The 15,899-nt window shown below is 75.3% G+C and carries 13 protein-coding genes and 2 pseudogenes; 2 read left to right on the top strand and 13 right to left on the bottom strand.

Features of this window, described 5'->3' with window-relative positions; genetic code table 11:
* Positions 1-113: 113 nt before the first annotated feature.
* The gene (locus ACZ6C1_RS05740; RefSeq protein WP_469238193.1) at positions 114-1,346 is read left to right on the top strand and encodes an MFS transporter; all 1,233 of its coding nucleotides are present in this window, start codon (positions 114-116) and stop codon (positions 1,344-1,346) included.
* 349 nt (positions 1,347-1,695) lie between these two features.
* On the opposite strand, the gene rfaE2 is transcribed toward ACZ6C1_RS05740, so the two are convergent.
* From rfaE2 to ACZ6C1_RS05705, 7 genes are all read right to left on the bottom strand, one after another.
* Entirely contained in the window at positions 1,696-3,096 is a 1,401-nt protein-coding gene (gene rfaE2 / locus ACZ6C1_RS05735; protein WP_469237996.1) for a D-glycero-beta-D-manno-heptose 1-phosphate adenylyltransferase, read from the bottom strand.
* On the bottom strand, positions 3,093-3,797 hold the full coding sequence (locus ACZ6C1_RS05730; RefSeq protein WP_469237994.1) for a D-sedoheptulose-7-phosphate isomerase: 705 nt from the start codon (positions 3,795-3,797) through the stop codon (positions 3,093-3,095). The genes rfaE2 and ACZ6C1_RS05730 overlap by 4 nt, the downstream gene beginning before the upstream one ends.
* A gap of 112 nt (positions 3,798-3,909) precedes the next feature.
* On the bottom strand, positions 3,910-5,382 hold the full coding sequence (locus tag ACZ6C1_RS05725) for a glycosyltransferase (RefSeq protein ID WP_469237992.1): 1,473 nt from the start codon (positions 5,380-5,382) through the stop codon (positions 3,910-3,912).
* Positions 5,379-6,344 carry a glycosyltransferase gene (locus tag ACZ6C1_RS05720; protein ID WP_469237990.1) on the bottom strand — a complete coding sequence of 322 codons (966 nt, stop codon included), beginning with the start codon at positions 6,342-6,344 and terminating at the stop codon, positions 5,379-5,381. The genes ACZ6C1_RS05725 and ACZ6C1_RS05720 overlap by 4 nt, the downstream gene beginning before the upstream one ends.
* 16 nt (positions 6,345-6,360) lie before the next feature.
* Positions 6,361-8,028: a carbamoyltransferase family protein gene (locus tag ACZ6C1_RS05715; protein WP_469237988.1), complete on the bottom strand. Its 1,668-nt coding sequence runs from the start codon at positions 8,026-8,028 to the stop codon at positions 6,361-6,363.
* 40 nt (positions 8,029-8,068) lie between these two features.
* Entirely contained in the window at positions 8,069-9,037 is a 969-nt protein-coding gene (locus ACZ6C1_RS05710; protein ID WP_469237986.1) for a UDP-glucuronic acid decarboxylase family protein, read from the bottom strand.
* A 529-nt stretch (positions 9,038-9,566) separates the two neighbouring features.
* Positions 9,567-10,661: a carboxylate-amine ligase gene (locus ACZ6C1_RS05705; protein ID WP_469237984.1), complete on the bottom strand. Its 1,095-nt coding sequence runs from the start codon at positions 10,659-10,661 to the stop codon at positions 9,567-9,569.
* Positions 10,662-10,802: 141 nt separating this feature from the next.
* On the opposite strand from ACZ6C1_RS05705, the pseudogene ACZ6C1_RS05700 reads away from it, so the two are divergent.
* Positions 10,803-10,955 (top strand): annotated as a pseudogene (locus ACZ6C1_RS05700) (glycosyltransferase family 2 protein); the annotation flags it as partial.
* Positions 10,956-10,991: 36 nt separating this feature from the next.
* Here ACZ6C1_RS05700 and ACZ6C1_RS05695 read toward each other — a convergent pair.
* The 6 genes and pseudogenes from ACZ6C1_RS05695 to ACZ6C1_RS05670 form a co-directional block, all read right to left on the bottom strand.
* Positions 10,992-11,138, bottom strand: a pseudogene (locus tag ACZ6C1_RS05695) (glycosyltransferase family 2 protein); the annotation flags it as partial.
* Positions 11,135-12,022: a glycosyltransferase family 2 protein gene (locus ACZ6C1_RS05690; protein WP_469237982.1), complete on the bottom strand. Its 888-nt coding sequence runs from the start codon at positions 12,020-12,022 to the stop codon at positions 11,135-11,137. The pseudogene ACZ6C1_RS05695 and the gene ACZ6C1_RS05690, both read right to left, overlap by 4 nt.
* The gene (locus ACZ6C1_RS05685) at positions 12,019-13,164 is read right to left on the bottom strand and encodes a glycosyltransferase family 9 protein (RefSeq protein WP_469237980.1); all 1,146 of its coding nucleotides are present in this window, start codon (positions 13,162-13,164) and stop codon (positions 12,019-12,021) included. Before ACZ6C1_RS05685 ends, ACZ6C1_RS05690 begins: the two co-directional genes overlap by 4 nt.
* On the bottom strand, positions 13,161-14,168 hold the full coding sequence (locus ACZ6C1_RS05680; RefSeq protein WP_469237978.1) for a glycosyltransferase family 9 protein: 1,008 nt from the start codon (positions 14,166-14,168) through the stop codon (positions 13,161-13,163). Before ACZ6C1_RS05680 ends, ACZ6C1_RS05685 begins: the two co-directional genes overlap by 4 nt.
* Positions 14,165-14,776, bottom strand: coding sequence for a D-glycero-alpha-D-manno-heptose-1,7-bisphosphate 7-phosphatase (locus ACZ6C1_RS05675; protein WP_469237976.1), 612 nt, complete (start codon positions 14,774-14,776; stop codon positions 14,165-14,167). The genes ACZ6C1_RS05680 and ACZ6C1_RS05675 overlap by 4 nt, the downstream gene beginning before the upstream one ends.
* Positions 14,773-15,774 (bottom strand): glycosyltransferase family 2 protein, encoded by a 1,002-nt coding sequence (locus ACZ6C1_RS05670; protein WP_469237974.1) that lies wholly within the window; start codon positions 15,772-15,774, stop codon positions 14,773-14,775. Before ACZ6C1_RS05670 ends, ACZ6C1_RS05675 begins: the two co-directional genes overlap by 4 nt.
* Positions 15,775-15,899: the final 125 nt, after the last annotated feature.

The following is a 15,899-nucleotide window of genomic DNA, read 5'->3' as shown; positions in this document are numbered from 1 at the left end:
TTCCGCCATCCGAGTCCACCGGCTCGTCACCCCCGTAGCTCACTGTGCCTTCTTCCTCCACGCCCTCCCGCCGTGCCGAGCACTCGCCGTGGCGCTCCCTCAAGTACCGCAGCATGCGCTGGTGGTCCCTCGCGAACCTGGTGTCCAACGCCGGTACGTGGATGCAGCTCACCGTGCAGAACCTGCTGGTGCTCCAGATCACCGGATCCGCCGCGGCCACCGGTCTGTCGCTGTCCGTCCAGGCCGCGCCCGGCCTGCTGATGAGCGTCGCCGGCGGCGCCGCCGTCGACCGCTGGCCCCGCAAGCTCACCGCCGCCGTCAGCCAGGCCCTGCTCGGCGCGGTCGCCTTCACCACGGCCCTGCTCGTCGCGTTCGACCAGCTCAACCTGGCCGTCCTGATGGTGCTCGCCGCCGTGACCGGCCTCATCGCCACCGTCGACGGGCCCGCCTGCGCGCTCCTCGGCAACGACCTCGTACGCGCCGAGGACGTGCCCTCCGCCATCGGTGTCGGGTCCCTCGTCAGCAACGCGGGGCGGCTCGCGGGCGCCGGACTCGCGGGCCTCGCCGTCGCCGTGTTCGGCACGGCCGCCGCGTACGCCGCGAACGGCCTGTCGTTCCTGTTCGTCGCCGCGGTCATCCCGTTCCTGCGTCCGGTCGCCGCGGCCGTGCCCAAGGCCGTCCCGGCCACGCCGCGCGACGAAGCCGACACCATGACGGTCCGCGAGGGCATGGCCTTCTTCGCCCGCCGCCCCCGCCTGGTCGCGCTCGCCGGCATCACCGGCATCAGCACCGTCTTCGGCCGCAACTACGGCCTCACCCTCGCCGTCCTCGTCACCGGACCGCTCGCGGGCGGGGCGGGCGCCTTCGGCACGGTCTCCACCGTCCTGGCCGTCGGCGGCATCCTCGGCGCCGTCCTCGGCGCCCGGCTGCGCAAGCCCTCCGTACGCCTCGTGGGCACCCTGGCCGCCGCCGGGGCGCTGCTCCAGGTCGTCGCCGGGCTCTCACCGTCGCTGGCCGTCCTGCTGGTCCTCGTCCTGCCCATGGCCGTCGTCGAGTCCGTTTCCGACACCGCCGGGACGACCGTCCTCCAGACCGACCCGCCCGCCGACATGCGCGGCCGTGTGCTCGGCGTGTGGGGCAGCATCAAGACCGTCTGGGGCCTCGCCGGCCCGCCGGCGCTCGGCCTGCTCATGGAACTGGCCGGTGCGCGCGGCGCCCTCGTCACGGGCGGCCTGCTCATCGCCGGCGCGATCGGCGCGGGCCTCCTCCTGCACCGCCGCCGCGCCCCGCAGCCGGTCGTCACCCCGGTCCTCGCGCCCCGCCCGGCCCTCTCCACCGCGGCCTGACCCCCACGCCCCGCACCCGGAATCCGGCCCGGACGGAACCGTGCCCCCACACGCCCCGCACCCGGAATCCGGCCCGGGTGGGGCCGTGCAGGGTCGCCCCCGCAGAGGTCGGCGGCCTCGGGACGGCTCCCCAGCGCCGTGCCCAAGGCCGCCGGCCTCGAGGAGGCGAGCCCGGAGGGGCCCCGCCCGCCACCCACCGGCGGTGACCGCCCCCGGGGTCGCCGTGAACGGGCACCGTCCCGCCCGTTGTGCCCACCCGCGCCCTGCGGGACGACTGCCCACAACGGGGGGAGCCGCCCACCGGGCGAATGCGGGCCACGCGTGGGGGCGCCGCGACAGAGCCGGCCCGCTACCGTCCCGGGGGGCGGATGGGGGTCGCGGCTTGGGCGGCGCGGCGGGCCAGCAGTGTGGTGGAGCGGCCGTCGAGGTACGGCAGCACCACCGCCTGGCCGCCCCAGGCGCGCAGTACCTCCGCCTCCGGCAGGTCCTCCGCGGAGTAGTCGCCGCCCTTCACCCACACGTCCGGCCGCAGTCGGCTCAGCAGCTCCGCGGGCGTGTCCCCGTCGAAGACGGCGACCGCGTCGACGCTGCCCAGGCCCGCGAGGACCCGCACCCGGTCGGCGAGCGGATTCAGGGGCCGGCCCGGGCCCTTCAGCCGCTCGACCGACTCGTCGGAGTTCACGCACACGATCAGGCAGTCGCCGATCCGGCGGGCGCTCTCCAGCAGGCCCACGTGGCCCGCGTGCAGCAGGTCGAAGCAGCCGCCGGTCGCGACCACCGTGCCGCCCCGCGCCCGTACCTGCTCCGCCAGCACGAACGGGTCCGTCTCCGGTACCTCCCGGGGCGCGGCCGGGGGCGGCGTACGCCACAGCGACGGGTTGCCCGCGCCGCCCGCGGCGACGAACGCGGCCGCCTCGGCCACCGCCCGCTGCACCGCCTCCTCCGGCAGGGCGCCGTCCGCCAGCGCGGCGGCCGTCGCGGCGGCGAAGCAGTCGCCCGCACCGCACGCGTCGCCCTCCGCCCTGTACGGCGCGGGGACCAGCATCGGGGTCGTGGCGCCCGGCCGGGTCAGCAGCACGCCCCGCTCGCCGAGCGTCACGGCCACCGCCGCCACCCGCCAGCGTTCCGCCAGGTCGGCGCCCCGCTCGGCGAACGCGCGCAGCGAATCGCCGTCACCCCGGCACAACGCCGTCGTCTCGGCGGCGTTGGGCGTGACGATCCGCGACCCCGGCACCGGCGTGTCGCCCTTGAGGTGCGGGTCCCACACCACGGGCACCTTGGGCGCGACGGCCGCCAGGTGCTCGCGTACCGCGCTCGCGGTGTGCCGCCCGTAGTCGGCGACGAGCACGGCGTGGGCCTGGGCGAGGGTGTCGCGCACCGCCCCGTCCGGCTCGCCGGGGTCACCGCCGCCGCGGTCGATCCGCACCAGCGGCCGACCGGACGCCAGCACCCGTGTCTTCACCGGCAGGGTGCCGTTCAGCGGCAGTTCCACCAGCCGCACGCGACCGCGCAGCGAGCGCCGCACCGCCTCGCTGGCCGGGTCGTCGCCCAGCGCGGTCACCAGCACCACGTCCCGCCCGCCGCGCGTGGCGAGCGCGGCGGCCAGCCCGGCACCGCCGGGGCGGCGCTGGTCACCGGTGACGTCGACGACGGGCGCCGGGGCGTCCGGGGCGAGCCGCGTGGACACACCCTCGATGTCCTCGTCCAGCAGGACGTCACCCACGACGACCAAAGGCTTGTACTCGCTCATGACATCCTCCGCCGGACCGCGACGGGCGCCGCCGCGCCCGCCGCCCGAGTGGGCCGCCCCGCCTTACCCGCCCCCGCCGTGCCCGCCCCCGCCTTACCCGCCGCAGCCCCGGCGGCGATCACCGCGTCGAAGCACTCGCACAGCAGGTGGACGGCCACCAGATGGGCTTCCTGCACGGTCGCCGTCGCATCGGCCTCCACGCACAGCGCCTCGTCGGCCGCCTCGGCCAGCGGGTTGGGCCGCGGGCCGGTCAGCGCCCAGACCCGCAGCCCGGCCTGCCGCGCGGTCACGGCCGCCGCGATCAGGTTGGCGCTGTGGCCCGAGGTCGACAGCAGCACCAGGACGTCACCGGGACGGCCGTGCGCGGCGACCTGCCGCGCGTACACCTGGTCGAACCCGTAGTCGTTGCCGATGGCCGTCACGCTGGACGTCTCGGCGTGCAGGGAGATGGCCGAGAAGGCGGGGCGTTCGCGCTGGTATCGGCCGACCAGCTCGGCGGTCAGGTGCTGCGCCTGGGCGGCGCTGCCACCGTTTCCGGCGGCCAGCAGCCGGCCGCCCACCGGGAGGACGGCCGCGAGATGGCCGCCCCACTGCGCGATCCGCTCCAGATGGTCGAGCCGGAACCGGGCCAGCGTGTCCTGCAGCGCCCGGCAGTGCTCGTGCGCCGCTTCGAGGGTGGGGGGAGCGAGGGGATCGGTCATGGCGTTCGGGCGTGCCGCGTCCCCTGTGTCCAGGGACCAGGGGGACGGCGGCGGGGCCCACACCTCCTTCGGACTTCGTCGTACCGGTGGACCGTTGGACCGTTGGACCGGATCAGGCCACGCCCGTCACGGCGGGCCGGGCGGCGAGCACCGCGGCGTACTCCTTCTCGGTGGCCGCGGCGACCCGCGCCCAGCCGTACCGGCTCAGCACCCTGCGCCGGCCGGCCGCTCCGCAGGCGGCGCGCTGCGCGGGGTCGGCGAGGAGTTCCCCCACCGCGCGGGCCAGCGCGTCGGGGTCCCGCGGCGGCACCAGCCGCCCGGTGTCGGGGTCGGCGACGGTGTCGAGCTGCCCGCCCACCGCGCTGGCGACGACGGGCCGCCCGCACGCCATGGCTTCCAGCGGAACGATGCCGAACGGTTCGTAGTCCGCCGGGCAGAGCACCACGTCCGCGCTGCGCAGCAGCGGTGCCACGTCCTCGGGCGGTACGCCCCCGGTGAACCGGACCCGGTCCGCGACCCCCGCCAGCCGGGCGATCTCCTTCAGCCGGCGCACCTCCGGGTCGTCGTGGAGCCGGTCGCCCGGAGGGCCGCCGACGACGAGCAGCTCGGTGTCCGGCAGCCGGGTCAGCGCGGTGATGGACACCGCGGCGCCCTTGCGGGGGACCAGCCGCCCAAGCTGGAGCAGCCGGTACGTGTGCCCGCCGTCGCGTTCCGCCACCGGGCCTTCCGGGCAGAACACCTCGGTGTCCACGCCGCACGGCACGACACCCACCTTGTCGGGCGGTATGCGCATCCGGCTCAGCTCGAACACCTCGTCGTGGCAGGTGGCGATCACCCGGTCGCAGCCCAGGCCCACCTCCAGCTCCCGGGCGATGCGTTCCGGCGGGCTGGTGTCGGCCTGCTTCTGGTGGCGCCGCTTCACCGTTCCCAGCGCGTGGTACGTGTGCAGGAACGGCAGGTGCGCCGCTCGGGTCGCCCGCAGCGTGGCGACGCCGGACATCCAGAAGTGCGAGTGCACCAGGTCGGGCGGACGGGTCTGCCACTCACGGGCCATCCACAGGCCGAACTCCGTCATGTAGGGCAGGAGTTCGTCCTTCGGGATGGGTTCCGGCGGCCCGGCGGGCACGTGGTGCACCTCGACGCCCGGGCGCAGCATCACCCGGTCGGGCAGGTCCCGTGCGTCGCGGCGGGTGAAGACGGTGATGCGGTGGCCGCGATCGGCGAGGGCGCTCGCGAGGCGGGCGACGTGCACGTTCTGGCCGCCCGCGTCGACCCCGCCCAGTACGGCGAGGGGGCTCGCGTGCTCGGACACGAGCGCGATGGACAGCCCGTGACCGCCGCGCGCGGAGCCCCGGCCCGCACCGATGTCGATGTCGATCGCCTCCGCGTCCAACGCCTCCGCGTCCAGTGCCTCGATGGCCTCGGCCTCCGCGTCGATGTCACCGATGTCGTCGATGTCGCCCGTCGCGCGGATGTCGCCGGTCGCGTCGGCGTCACCGGTCGCGTCGCCGTCACCGATCGCGTCGACGTCCTCGGGGCGCGGGCGGCGGCCGGGCCCGGTGTCCAGGGGATCCAGGGATGTCATGAGCGCACCTCCGTCATTACGCGCTCCCAGTCGCCCAGGAAGCGTTTGAGCCCGTAGCGTTCGAGCGCCGCCTGACGGGCCCGCGCGCCGTCCTCGGCCGCCGCCTCAGGCTCGTTGAGATAGCGCCGGGCGGCTCGCGCCAGCACCTCGGGCCGTGTCGAGAGGGTCCCCGCACCGGCCGGGACCGCCTCGATCGCCTCGGTCGTGGCCAGCGCCACGACCGGCATGCCCAGGTGCATGGCCTCCAGCAGTGACAGGCCCAGTGACGTCCAGCGGACGGGGTGCAGATACAGCCGGCGCTCGGCCATCGCCGCGTGCAGCTCCCGCTGCGGCAGGTCGGTGGCGCGGCACCGCTCCTCGGGCACGCCCAGGTGCGCGGCGAGGCCCTCGGTGCGCATGCCGAACACGTCCAGCGGAGCCGCCTCGGACAGTGCGGGCAGCAGGTCCGTACCGGTGTAACGGCTGCGCCGTACCGGCTCGTTGACGACGACCGCCGCCCGCGCCAGGCGCCCGGTGTACAGGTGACCCGGGTCGACGACGCCGTGCTCGATCACCTCGGTCCGCGCCGAACCGTTGGCCCAGAACAGCCGGTTGAAATGGGTGACGTGGACCAGTGTCACATCGGTGCGGTCCGCGCACGGGTGACGGGTCTCGGGGACGTTGCCGTCGGGCGCGTTGTGCTCCAGGTAGACCGCCGGGACGTCCCGCCCAGGACGGCGCCCGCCCAGCCAGCGCTCGGCGAGCTCGAATTCGTGCGGCCGCTGGAGGACCACCAGGTCCACCGGCGCGTCCCGCAACTGCTCGGGTGTCATCTCCCGTACCGAGTCGGGCCAGCTGAAGGTGCGCGCCCGGCCCAGCCCGTCGGGGCCCCGGTCGGGGGTGACGGGTATCAGGTAGGTGTGGGGCCCCTGGACGAACGCCGTCGTCCAGGACCCGTGCACGTGCCACAGCAGGATGTTCATGAGCCGTCTCCTCCCGTCACCGGGACGCGTCGTCGGTGTCGTCGGAGCGGAAGAAGTCCCCGCGCCGCACCGCGTACGGGCCGATGGCGAGCAGGTCGACGGGCGACGAGCCGAAGCACTCCAGGGCGTCGCGCGGGTCGTCCACCATGGGCCGGCCGGCTGTGTTGAGGCTGGTGTTGACCACCACCGGCAGCCCGGTGCGCCGCTCGAACTCGGTCAGCATCCGTGCGACCAGCGGTTCGGCCCGCCGGTCCACGGTCTGGATCCGCGCCGTTCCGTCGACGTGCACCACGGCCGGGATGCGCTCCCGCCACTCTGGCGCCACGTCGTGCACGAACAGCATGTACGGGCTCGGGACCACCCCGTCGAAGATCTCCGCCGCCCGGTCCGCCAGCACCATCGGCGCCACCGGCCGGAACTGCTCACGCCCCTTGACGTCGTTGAGCCGCTCCAGATTGCCCGCGTGCCCGGGGTGGGCCAGCAGCGAGCGGTGCCCGAGCGCCCTCGGCCCGAACTCCGAACGGCCCTGGAACCAGGCCACGATCGCGTTGTCCGCCAGCGCCTCGGCCACCGTCTCGGCGATGTCCGCCGGCCGGTCGAACGGCACGGCGGCCGTCTTCAGCCAGGCACCCAGCTCCGCGTCGGACCAGTCGCGCCCCAGGTCGGCGCCCGGTATCGGTGAGGGGTCGTCCCCGCAGCCCGCCGCCAGCAGCAGCGCCCCGCCCAGCGCCGTACCGGCGTCACCCGCCGCGGGCTGCACCCACACCCGGTCGAACGGGCCCTCACGTGCTATCCGCGAGTTGGCCACGCAGTTGAGGGCGACGCCGCCCGCCAGGGTGAGGACACGGTCGTGGGTCTGGCCGTGCAGCCAGCGCACCAGGTCCAGCAGCGTCTCCTCCAGCACCGCCTGGGCGCTGGCGGCGATGTCCGCGTGGTCCTGCGTCCACGCCTCGTCGGGGCGGCGGCGCGGGCACAGTTCCGCCCACGGCACTCCGGTCGCGTGGAACCCGCCGTCACCGGTGGGGTACACGTACCGGCGCAGCTCGGGCAGCATCCGGGGCCGGCCGTGCGAGGCGAGCGCCATCACCTTGAACTCGTCGGAGGAGCGCAGGAACCCGAGGTGGTCGGTGAGCTCCTCGTAGACCAGCCCCAGCGAGTGCGGCAGGTCCTGCGCGTACAGCGCCTCCAGCCGGTCGTGGACGCGGCGCGCCGCCAGGTGCGAGGCCCGCTCGCCGCGCCCGTCGAGGACCAGGACCGACGAGGTGTCGGCGCCTTCCGCGGCGAAGGCACCGGAGGCGGCGTGCGCCATGTGGTGCGGGACGAAGCGGACGATGTCCGGGTCGAGGCCCGGCAGCGTGGCTCCGAGGAAGCCGGGCGCCTCGCGCGCGTAGGTCAGCCGCAGGTGGTCCCAGGGGTCGTCCAGTCCCATCTCGTGGGCGGGCCGGGCGAGTTCGGGGTCGAAGGAGTACGCCACCGCGTCCAGGTCCTGGGGGCGCAGACCCGCCCGCTTCAGGCACCAGGTGGCGGCCTTCTCGGGCAGTTCCCAGGCGGAGAACGGCACCGGCCGCTTGCCGTGCTTGCGGCGGGAGAAGCGCTCCTCCTCCGCGGCGGCGACGGTGCGGCCGTCGATGACCAGCGCGGCGGCGGGATCGTGGAACAGTGCGTTGATTCCGAGAATGCGCATGGGGTCCCAGGCCTTTCGGCGAGTCGGGGGAGGACGGGCGTCAGGAACGGGCGTCCGCGTGGTCGCGGAACCACGCGATGGTGCGCCGCAGGCCCTCTTCGGCGTCGACGCGCGGCTCCCATCCGAGCTTGTCGCGGGCGAGCGTGACGTCCGGGCAGCGCACGGCCGGGTCGTCCGTCGGCCGTTCGATGAAGCGGATCTCCGAGTCGGAGCCGGTGAGTTCGATGACGAGCCGGGCCAGTTCCAGCATGGTGATCTCGGTGGGGTTGCCGATGTTCACCGGGCCGCGCAGCCCGTGCGCCGCCGCGGCGAGGATGCCGCGCACCGTGTCGTCGATGTAGCACAGGGACCGGGTCTGCTGTCCATCACCGGTGACCGTGAGGGGCTCACCGGCCAGCGCCTGGCGTACGAAGGTGGGGACGGCCCTGCCGTCGTGGCCGCGCATCCGCGGACCGTAGGTGTTGAACAGCCGCACGATGCCGGCGTCCGTGCCGTGCATCTCGGCCTTCGCCGTGGTGAGCGCCTCGCCGAACCGTTTGGCCTCGTCGTACACGCTGCGCGGGCCGACCGGGTTCACGTTGCCCCAGTACCGCTCGTTCTGAGGGTGCTGCTGCGGGTCGCCGTACACCTCGGAGGTGGAGGCGAGCAGGAAGCGGGCGTCGGAGCGGTGCGCGAGGGCCAGTGCGTGGCGGGTGCCGAGGCTGCCGGTCTCCAGCGTGTGCAGGGGGAGGCGCAGGTAGTCGGCGGGTGACGCGGGTGACGCGAAGTGCAGCACCAGGTCGGGTGTCCGGTCGACGGAGAAGGGCTCGCAGACGTTCGCCTCGACGAGCGTGAAGCCGGGGCGGTCGAGCAGCTCGGATATGTTCTCCGGCCGCCCGGTGCTGAAGTCGTCCACGCATGTGACGGCGGTGCCCGATTCCAGCAGCGCGTGGCACAGGTGCGAGCCGACGAAGCCTGCGCCGCCGGTGACGACGGCGTGTTCCCAGCGGCGTGAGAAAGCGGTGTTCATTCGGTCTCCTCCGGACGAGTGCGAACCGCGAACGGCGGGCGAGTGCCCTGTGCACCTGCGACCAGGCTGGGCCGAACGGGGGCGGGGGGCGCGGTGGTGAGCGCCGTTCGAGTGGTCACGGAGGGTGAGTGCGGTGCCGCCGGGGGCGTTCGGTGTGCGTTCCGGGCAGCGCTCGGGGCAGCGCTCGGCGGGGCGGGTCACGTACCGGTCGAGACGTTTCCCCGTTGCGGGCAGTCGTTCCGCAGGGCGTGGAGGCCTCTGCTCGGGCGCAGCCGAGAGCTCGGGGGAGGGTGGGCACAACAGGACTGGTGGTGCCCGTTCCCGGTGCCCCCCCGGGGCGGCCACCGCCGGTGGGTGGGGGCGGGGCCCCTCCAGGCTCGACTCCTCGGGGCCGGCGGCCTCGGGTACGTCGGATCAGGAGCCCTTACGAGGCCGCCGACCTCTGCGGGGCCCTGCGCGGCCCCACCCGGCCTACGCCGTCCGCGGGCCGTGATCGCTGGTGCGGGGCTTCGGGAAGGCCCGGCCGCGCTCAGGGCGCGACGGTCTCGCTGGTGATCAGCTCGGCCAGGGCCCGCAGCCCGCCCTCGGCGAGCGCCCGGCGCTGCTGGTCCGCCGGGGTGCCCTGCTGGAGCAGCCGGTGCACCAGGGAGGTCACCTCACGGGTGTCACCGGCCTCGTCGAGCGCGGGCGTGACGTGGTCCAGGAGCATGACCAGGACGTCACCGGCCCTGCGCGCCCTGCCCTCCGGGTCGACCAGCAGGCCGCTGAGCCCGTGGCGGGCGGCGTGCCAGTTCGACGCCTGGAGCAGTTCCGGCGGGCAGTCCGGCAGGGGCAGACCCGCCTTTTCCTCACGGATGGCCGTGGCGATCAGCCCACGGACGATCCCCGCGAACATGACCGCCGTGTCGGCCCGCAGTTGTACGTCCGCGCAGCGCACCTCGACCGTCGGGTACTTGTCGGACAGCCTGGCCTGCCAGTAGAGCTGTCCGGTGTCGGTGATGATGCCCGTGTCCAGCAGCGTCTGGACGCGCCTCTCGTGGTCCTCCAGCGAGGTGAAGCACGGCGGCGGCCCGCTGACCGGCCAGCGCCCGAAGATCACCGTCCGCCAGCTCGCGAAACCGGTGTCCTTGCCGTCCCACAGGGGAGAGTTCGCCGACATGGCGACCAGCACAGGCAGCCACACCCGGATCCGGCTCAGGACGGCGACACCCATCTCGCGGTCCGGTACGGCCGCGTGCACGTGCATCCCGTTGACGAGCTGTTCGGCCACGAGCTGCGGGGCCTGCGAGCGCATCGCGAGGTAGCGGGCCTTCTGGGTGACCGGCACCGGAGCCACTTCCCGGTACGGCGCGGTCGCGCAGGCGGCGATCCGGCAGCCGTTCTTCTCCGCCGCCGTGCCCAGCGCGTGCCGCAGCCGCAGCAGATGGCCGCCCGCCTCCTCCAGGTCGGTGCACACGGGTGTGGCGACCTCCACCTGGGCCTGCAACAGCTCCGACTGGACCTCGGCGTCCTCGACGATCGGCTCCAGGCCGGCCGCCGCGCGCACCTGCTCCCCGAGCGGGACGGGCAGACACGTGTCCGGATCGAGCAGCAAGTACTCTTCCTCGACCCCAATGGTGATCATGTCGCCCCGGGTACCCTCTGAACGATCGGATGAATCGGACATAGTCGGTTCGCCTGGTCAGCTCGTCCGGTCGGCCCACATGGCGTCGCGTCGTCGAGGCGCGCTGTGCTTCCGCCGGCGCCGAGGCCGTCGCCCGGCACCCGGCTCGACGGCGTCACGGCGCGGATCGTGGTCGAGCCGGACGGCCGCGAGGACCCCATCGTGGCCGAGTCGCGGGACTCCCCGGTTCGGGGCCCGGAGTGGCCGCCCGGCCCGGCACTCGGGTCGTTCCTCGCGGCGGCGACCGTGCTGAGGTGCTGCGGGAGCGGCGGGGCGTCCGCCCGTGGTCGAGGCGCGGCTCGGGGCGGTGCCGTCCGTCGGGCGGTTGTCGGTGACCGGCGGGCGCTCCGGGAGCGCGGCGGGTTTCCCGAGCGTACGCAGCAGCGTCTCGCGCCGGTTGTGGGTGATCACGACGACGGTCGTGCGGGAATCCGTCACGGCACGGCTCCTTCCATCGCCCCCTGGGCGTCCAGTCGGCGGGCCGCCGCCTCCACGGCGGCCGGGAGCGGCCTGCGGTCACGCAGTGCCACGGGCAGCCGTCCCAGCAGGTCGCGCAGTGCGGCGCGGGCCTCGGGGTCCCGGTGTGCCCGTACGGCGATCCCGCGTGTGTGCCGCAGCGCCACCGCCAGGGGGCGGCGCAGCCAGGCGGTGAGGGCGGCGTTGCGGAGCTGGACGGCGAGCCGGCCAGGCCGCACCCCGCCGACGGGGCTGTGCACGGCCACGACCTCGGGGGAGTGGCACACCCCCCAGCCGTGGGCCACCAGGTCGTACGCCAGCAGGGTCTCCTCGCCGCCCACGAAGAAGATCGGGTGATAGCCGCCCGCCTCCAGGTAGGCCTCCCGCCGCGCGACGGCGGCGCAGGCCAGGAACCCCAGCACCGACGGCCCCGGCAGATCGGCGGCGCGGTCGAGGGGAGAGGCGGCGAGCTGGTCGTTGAGCGGGTCGGGCTCCCCTTCGGGGCCGACCCGGACGCGGGCGGCGAGCAGCCCGAGCCGCGGGTGCCGGTCCAGCAGGTCCACCGCGCGCGCCAGGGATCCCGGCTCCCACCACGAGTCGTCGTCGCTGAAGGCCACATAGGGCGTACGGGCCTGCCGGACGCCGAGGTTGCGGCCGGACGCGCCGAGATTGCGGCCCGGTGTCAGCACCGTGACCGCCGGATGGCGCTCGGCCACGGCCTCCGGCGTGCCGTCCGTCGAGGCGTTGTCGACGACGAGCACCGGCGGCCGCTCGGGCAGGGCGGTGAGGCGGTCCAGTGTCCCCAGCAACTGGTCACGCCGGTTGTGAGTGATCACTACGACAGTGATGCGGCTGTCGGCGGTCACGGCCGGGGTACCTCCGGGTGGTCGAGCAGGGCCTTCAGTACGTCGTCGGGCCCGATGCGCAGCAATTGGGGGTCCGGGTCCTGCCCGTGCGGGTCGCCGGGAGGTCCCGGGTGCCACAGCACCACGTGCCGCGTACCCGGCGGAGGGCCCCACAATCTGGGAGAAACCGGCCCAAAAAGGGTGATGGAGGGGGTGCCGAGCGCCACGGCCAGATGGGCGATGCCGGTGTCGCCGCTCACCACGGCCGCCGCCCCCGCGAACAGGGCGCCCAGCCGGTCGAACGGCAGCCCGCCCCGGAACACCTGAACGCCTCCGTCCACCGCCCCGGCCACGACCCGGTCCAGCAACGCGTCCTCGCCCGGCCCGCCGGTCAGCGCCACCCGGTGCCCGTGCCGCCGCAGCTCCCGCACCACCACCGCGTACCGCTCCACCGGCCAGCGCCGCGCCCCGGAGTCGGCGCCCGGGTGCACGACGACCGCGCCGGGCGCGGGGGACGCCACGCCCGGCGCCGGCAGCCGCAGATCGCCCGGGTCCGCCGGGATCCCGTACCAGGCGAGGAGCCGGCACCAGCGCGCGCGCTCGTGCTCGTCGGCCGTCCACCGCGGCCCCGCGATCTCCGGCGTCCCGGGGTGCGCGAACGCCATGAGCCGCCCCGGCCGCAGCCCTTGCAGCAGCCGGTGACTGGGTGGCCCGTTGCCGTGCAGGTCCACCGCCACCTCCGGCGGCGGCCCTTCCCAGTCGAGCCGCTCCGGTACGGCCCGGCCGGGCGCCGACGCCGGCAGCAGCCGGTCCACCGCCCCGGACGCGGCGGCGGGCGCCGCAAGCTGCTCCGGAGCGGCGAGGACGATCTCGTATCCCGGAAACCCTCTCCGCAGCGCCCGCAACGCGGGCACCCCCGCCAACAGGTCACCGAGCCCCAGTGCCCGCAGCACCAGCAGGCGCGGGGCGTGGCCGTCACCCGGAAGGCGGCCGGGCGCGGGGCCGTGCCGGGTCGTCTTCGTGGAGTCCGACGGCTCCGGCCGGGCTTCCGGCCCATCGGGCCCGGGGCCACCGGCGCCGAGGACACCCGGCCGGAGGGACCCCGAACCCCACCCCCGGGCAGCGGACGACCCGCACCGCGCCGCCCCCGGGGGACGGCTCATGGCGCACCCTCCAGCAGCTTCTCCACCGCTGCCAGCACGTCTTCCGCCGTCACCTCGTCCAGGCACGGATGGCCGGGCACCGGGCACTCCCGGGCCCTGCTGTCCGCGCACGCCGCCCGCTGGTCGCCGAGCAGGACGTGCGGGACGCCGTACGGGCCCCAGCGCTCGGCGGGGACGACCGGCGAGAAGAGCGAGACGATCGGGGTGCCGACGGCCGCGGCCAGATGGGCCGGACCGGTGTTGCCGGCCACCACCGCACCGGCCGCAGCCAGCACTCCGGCCAGCTCAGGGGGCTGTGTCCGGCCGCCCAGGTCCACCCCGTCCCGGCCCGCGACCAGCGCGGTGAGTTCCCGCTCGTCCGGCCCGCCGGTGACGACGACCCGGTGTCCGGCGCCCGCCAGCAGCCGTACGGCGTGAGCGCACCGCTCGGGGCTCCACCGCCGGGCGGAGACGCTCGCACCCGGGTGGACCACCACGTAGGGCCCCGGCCCGGTCAGTTCCGGCGCGCCCTTCGCGTGCCGCACGCGCAGCCGCCCGTCGTCGCCCGGCGGGCGCGGGAACCCCGCCACCTCGGCGAGGTCCAGCGCGGCCTCGGCCTCGTGGGCGCGCGGCGCCCGCTGGTGGCGTACGTCCAGCAGCGAGCCGGGGGCGTCCACGCTGTCGGCGGCGATGTGCCTGACGCCCGCCATGCGCAGCAACAGCGCGGCGGGCAACGGGCTCTGGTGGAACGAGGTGAGGACCAGGGCGGTGTCCACCCGTGCGGCGGCGACACGGTTCACGATCCGGTCGATGTCGGCGCGCTCCACCGGTGGCGGGCTGAAACCCACCCAGGGCGCGCCCCACACGAGCACCTCGTCCACGCCCGGCAGGAGCCGCGCGGCGGGTGCCCCCCGTGGCCCGCACAGCAGGGTCACCCGGTCCGCCCGGCCGGCGACCGCCCGCACGGCGGGCCCGGCGAGCAGGACGTCCCCGAAGCTGTCGAGGCGGACGACGAGGGCTCTCATCCCCGGCCCCCGAGAGCGGTCGGCGCCTCCCGGTCCGCCGGCGTCTCGCCACCCGCCCCGCCACGCATCGGCCCGCCACCGGTCCCGGGCTCCTCCCCGAGGACGAGCCGTACCGCACTCACCAGGTCCGGGCACACACACGGCGCGGACGCCACCTCCTCCGGCAGCGTCCGCGCCGTCGGCACCAGGACCCCCCGCGCGCCCGCCGCCCGGGCCGCGCCCATGTCGGAGCCGATGTCGCCGATCACCACGCAGTCCCCGGGCCGTACCCCGAGGAGCCGGGCCGCCTCCACCACCAGGCCCGGCGCGGGTTTGCGGCAGCCGCAGCCGTCCTCCGCGATGTGCGGGCAGTGCACCCATGCGTCGAACGGGCCGAGCAGCGCGTCCACGCGGGCGTTGACGGCCCGGACGTCCGCCTCGGTGAGCAGACCCCGCCCGATGCCCGACTGGTTGGACACCACTCCGACCCGCAGTCCGTGGTGTCTGAGCAGCCGCAACGCCTCGCGCGCACCCCGCATGGGCCGGACCTTCTCCGGGTCGCCGTTGTAGGGAACGTCCTCGACGAGCGTGTCGTCACGGTCGAACAACACCGCCGCCGGGCGCGTCACAGGACGCCGTCCCAACTCTCCGCCGCCCGGTACCGCAGTTCCCCGGCGAGCCGGTACCAGCTTGCGACGGCGGGGATCAGCGCGCTCGTCGCGGTCATGGTCACGATCTCGTCCAGCGTCCGGGGCCCCGGCGCGATCCGCGCCCGGGCGAACTCCGCGGTCCCCAGCGCCCAGGCGGCCGCGGCGAGCTTCGCCGCCCGTCGCCGCCCGGTGGCGGCCAGAAGTACCGCTCCGAGGCCCGCCGCGGTGACCGCCGCGTGCCGCCGGATCCGGCCCCGGGGCGCCGCCGCGCGCTCCCACCAGTCGGGGCCGTGCAGCCGCTTCATCAGGGCGTCGTCGGCGTTGCCCTTCTGGAGCCGTACCGACACCCAGCGGTCGGCGGGCCGTACGGGATGCTCGGTGCGCCGCTCACCGCGGACGATCCGCCAGCCGGCGTCGATGACCCGCAGCGCCAGGTCGGCGTCCTCGCGGAACGCCCGGGGGAACCGCTCGTCGAAGCCGCCGACCGTCTTGAGCACCTCGGTGCGGTACGCCATGTCGGCGGTGACCCACAGGGCTCCCTGGAGGCCCGCCGTGTTGCGCTCCCAGTCGGTGGGGCGGCGGTCGGCGGGCAGCGGCACCCGCAGGACGCCCTGTACGCCGCCGGTGTCGGGGGAGGCTTCGGCGAGATCGCGGACGAGCTGCTCGCGCCAGTACGCGCTGACCCGCACGTCGTCGTCGAGGAGCACCGTCCACGGCTCGTCCACGGCGCGCACCCCGGCGTTGCGGGCCGCCGCGGGCCCGAGGCCGCCGGTGTGCAGGACCAGGGCGCGGTCCGCGAGCGCGCCGAGCGCCTCCACCGGCAGTGGTTCGGCCGGTGCTCCGGGCCGGTCGTCCACGAGCACGATCCGGCTCGGCTCGGGTCCGTCGCAGGAGGCGAGCGAGGCGAGGCAGTCGACGAGGCAGGGCCGTCCGATCGTCGGGACGACCACGGCGTACGAGGCGAGCGAGGGGATCATGCGTCGCGCCTCCACATTCTGGGTCGGGTTCCGCCAATGGCGTACGGAATGCCCATGTTCGGTCACTTTATGCGTATGCGCCGGTCCCCGCACGAGGGCCGACGGGACCGGCGGCCGGGCACCGC

The organism is Streptomyces sp. NPDC041796 (assembly GCF_055590785.1).
The sequence above is the reverse complement of the archived record's forward strand: the minus strand, read 5'-3'. Positions and strand labels throughout refer to the sequence as shown.